This window comes from Mesorhizobium sp. M7A.F.Ca.CA.004.12.1.1 (assembly GCF_003997835.1).
Classification (GTDB): Bacteria; Pseudomonadota; Alphaproteobacteria; order Rhizobiales; family Rhizobiaceae; genus Mesorhizobium.
The window spans coordinates 1-2,326 of sequence record NZ_RZRK01000911.1 but is presented as its reverse complement, the minus strand read 5'-3'; the positions used below and the strand labels follow the sequence as shown (position 1 = coordinate 2,326).

The 2,326-nt window shown below is 62.6% G+C and carries 3 protein-coding genes and 1 pseudogene; 2 read left to right on the top strand and 2 right to left on the bottom strand.

Annotated elements, in window-relative coordinates; translation table 11 throughout:
- A pseudogene (locus EN984_RS38365) lies at positions 1 to 188 on the bottom strand (hypothetical protein); the annotation flags it as partial.
- On the opposite strand from EN984_RS38365, the gene EN984_RS31605 reads away from it, so the two are divergent.
- Positions 187 to 558 carry a glyoxalase superfamily protein gene (locus tag EN984_RS31605; protein ID WP_127269183.1) on the top strand — a complete coding sequence of 124 codons (372 nt, stop codon included), beginning with the start codon at positions 187 to 189 and terminating at the stop codon, positions 556 to 558. The pseudogene EN984_RS38365 and the gene EN984_RS31605 overlap by 2 nt on opposite strands.
- On the opposite strand, the gene EN984_RS31600 is transcribed toward EN984_RS31605, so the two are convergent.
- Positions 537 to 1,418 (bottom strand): LysR family transcriptional regulator, encoded by an 882-nt coding sequence (locus EN984_RS31600; protein WP_127269182.1) that lies wholly within the window; start codon positions 1,416 to 1,418, stop codon positions 537 to 539. The genes EN984_RS31605 and EN984_RS31600 overlap by 22 nt on opposite strands.
- A gap of 222 nt (positions 1,419 to 1,640) precedes the next feature.
- Here EN984_RS31600 and EN984_RS31595 point away from each other — a divergent pair.
- Positions 1,641 to 2,326 (top strand): DMT family transporter (locus EN984_RS31595; RefSeq protein ID WP_164765788.1); only part of this gene is annotated, 686 nt, incomplete at its 3' end.

Sequence of the window (2,326 nt, the reverse complement as noted above, 5' to 3'; positions counted from 1 at the left end):
GCAAACGGCTCGGCAATGCGCTCAGCCCCGACATCGAACGCAGCTATCTGGAACGGCTGCTCGAGCTGAAATAGAGCAATTCCAGGAAAAGTGTGAAGCGGTTTTCCGTCCGGAATTGCGAAAAAACATAGGGATTGCCGCCCGCGTCCATCCCACCTAAAGACCCTCTCGCGCGGTTGCACCACCATGCCCAGACTTGGCGCCGTTACACCCATCCTGCGCATCTTCGACATTGCCAAGGCGCGTGAATTCTATGTCGGCTTCCTCGGCTTCGAGGTGCAGTGGGAACATCGCTTCGCCGACGACGCGCCGCTTTACATGGCGGTCGGCCGCGACGGCTGCGTTCTGCATCTCAGCGAACATCATGGCGACGGTGCACCCGGCATCGCCCTGCGCATCGAGGTCGAGGACATCACCGCTCTTCATGGCGAACTGATCGGCAAAAACTACCGCTTCGCCAGGCCGGGCGTGGAAGATACGCCTTGGAAGACCCGCGAGGTATCGGTCGCCGATCCGTTCGGCAACAGGCTGCATTTCTACGAGGATGCCGCCGGCTGACTGAGCCTGTTGACGAAGGCTTCGCGGATCGCATCCTGCATGCCGTCGATCGCCTCACCTGACGCATTGGGGTTGCGGTGCATCACCACGTTGGAGGAATCGATGGCGCCGAATCCGTCCGCGGTGGTCAGTTCACGACAGCCGTCCGGAATGTTGCTGCGCGAAATCGGCGCGATCGCCAGTCCGGAGGTGACGGCGAGCTTGAGGCCGCCGGTGGTGTCGCTGGTATAGGCGACACGATAGGCAAGATCGCGCTGCTCCAGTGATTTGATGGCGAAGTCCTTGCACCAGCCGGCCCGGTTGTAGAGCGCGATCGGCACCGGCTGTTCCTCATGCATGTGATGCAGGGTCGACGTCACCCACACGGTCGGGTCGTGCATCAGCACTTCGCCGCCGGCGGGATCCTGCCATTCGAACACCACGCACAGATCGAGTTCGCCGGCAGCGAGCGCCGCCATCTGTGCCCCGGAATGGGCATAGCGCACGGTGACCTCGACCTGTGTATGACGCTTCGAGAAGGCGCCGAGCGCGCGCGACAGGATGGCGTGGCCATATTCCTCCGGAATGCCGATGCGCACCGGCCCGCCAAGCGGCGCTGCCGCCATCGATGCCGACGTCTCGTCGAGCAGCGAGACAATGCGGCGGGCGTTGACGATGAGTTCGCCGCCGCGCCGCGTCAACGCGACGCCGCGCGAACCGCGCTCGAACAGGCTGGCGCCGATCAGCTCTTCGAGCTTCTTCATCTGCATCGACACCGCGGATTGGGTGCGGCCGGCCTGCTCCGCCGCCTTGGTGAAATTGCCGGTCTCGGCAATCGCCACGAAGGTTCGCAGGAGGTCGCTGTCGAGGGTCGGCCGCATGGAATCCGCCATAAGAGAATTTGATTGCTGGCATCATTCCAATTCGTTTGCAACATGTCAAACGGCGGACGATAGTCGCCATACCCATTGGATATGCGGCTGCGAAATCAGCCGCGGACCAATCAAGAGTCCTCACTCGTGCCCGCTGCCCGAAACGGTGGCGGGTTCTTTTTACCCCGCAGGCGGCAGCTTCGGGTCGTACGCGCAGGAGCCTGGATGCAGATGCAGAATCGGATGGTGGGCGGCATCCTGAGCCTGTGCCTCGGCGTGCTGGTCTTTTCGCTGCAGGATCCGCTCGTCAAAGCCGTGTCGAGCGGCTATCCGGTGACCGAGGTGATGGCGATCCGCTCGATCGTCGCCCTGCCGATCCTGATCGTTCTGGTCCATGCCGATGTCGGCTTGCGGGCGATCCTGTCGAAGCGATTCCGCATGCTGACGGTGCGCGCCTTCATCCAGTTCACCTCCTATACGATGTACTACCTGGCCATCGCTGCTTTGCCGCTCGCCGATGCGGTGGCGCTTTATTTCATGGCGCCGCTGTTCATCATGGTCCTGGCCGGACCTTACCTTGGCGAGCGCGTCTCCTGGCAGACACTGGCAACCGTGCTGATCGGCTTGTTCGGCGTCCTCGTGATGCTGCGCCCCGGCGCAGGGCTGTTCGACTGGGCAGCGCTGCTGTCGCTGGGATCGGCGGCGCTCTATGGTTTTTCGCAGCTGATGGCCCGCAAGATCGGCGATACTGAATCGTCCACCGTCATGGCCTTCTATCAGAACGGCGCCTATCTGGTCGGCGCCGCCGTGGTTGCCGGGGCGTTTCACCTGGCCGGCATTACACACGCCGTTCACCCAAGCCTGGAATTCCTGGTACGGCCATGGCTTTGGCCGACGCTGCCGGATTTTCTCAGGAT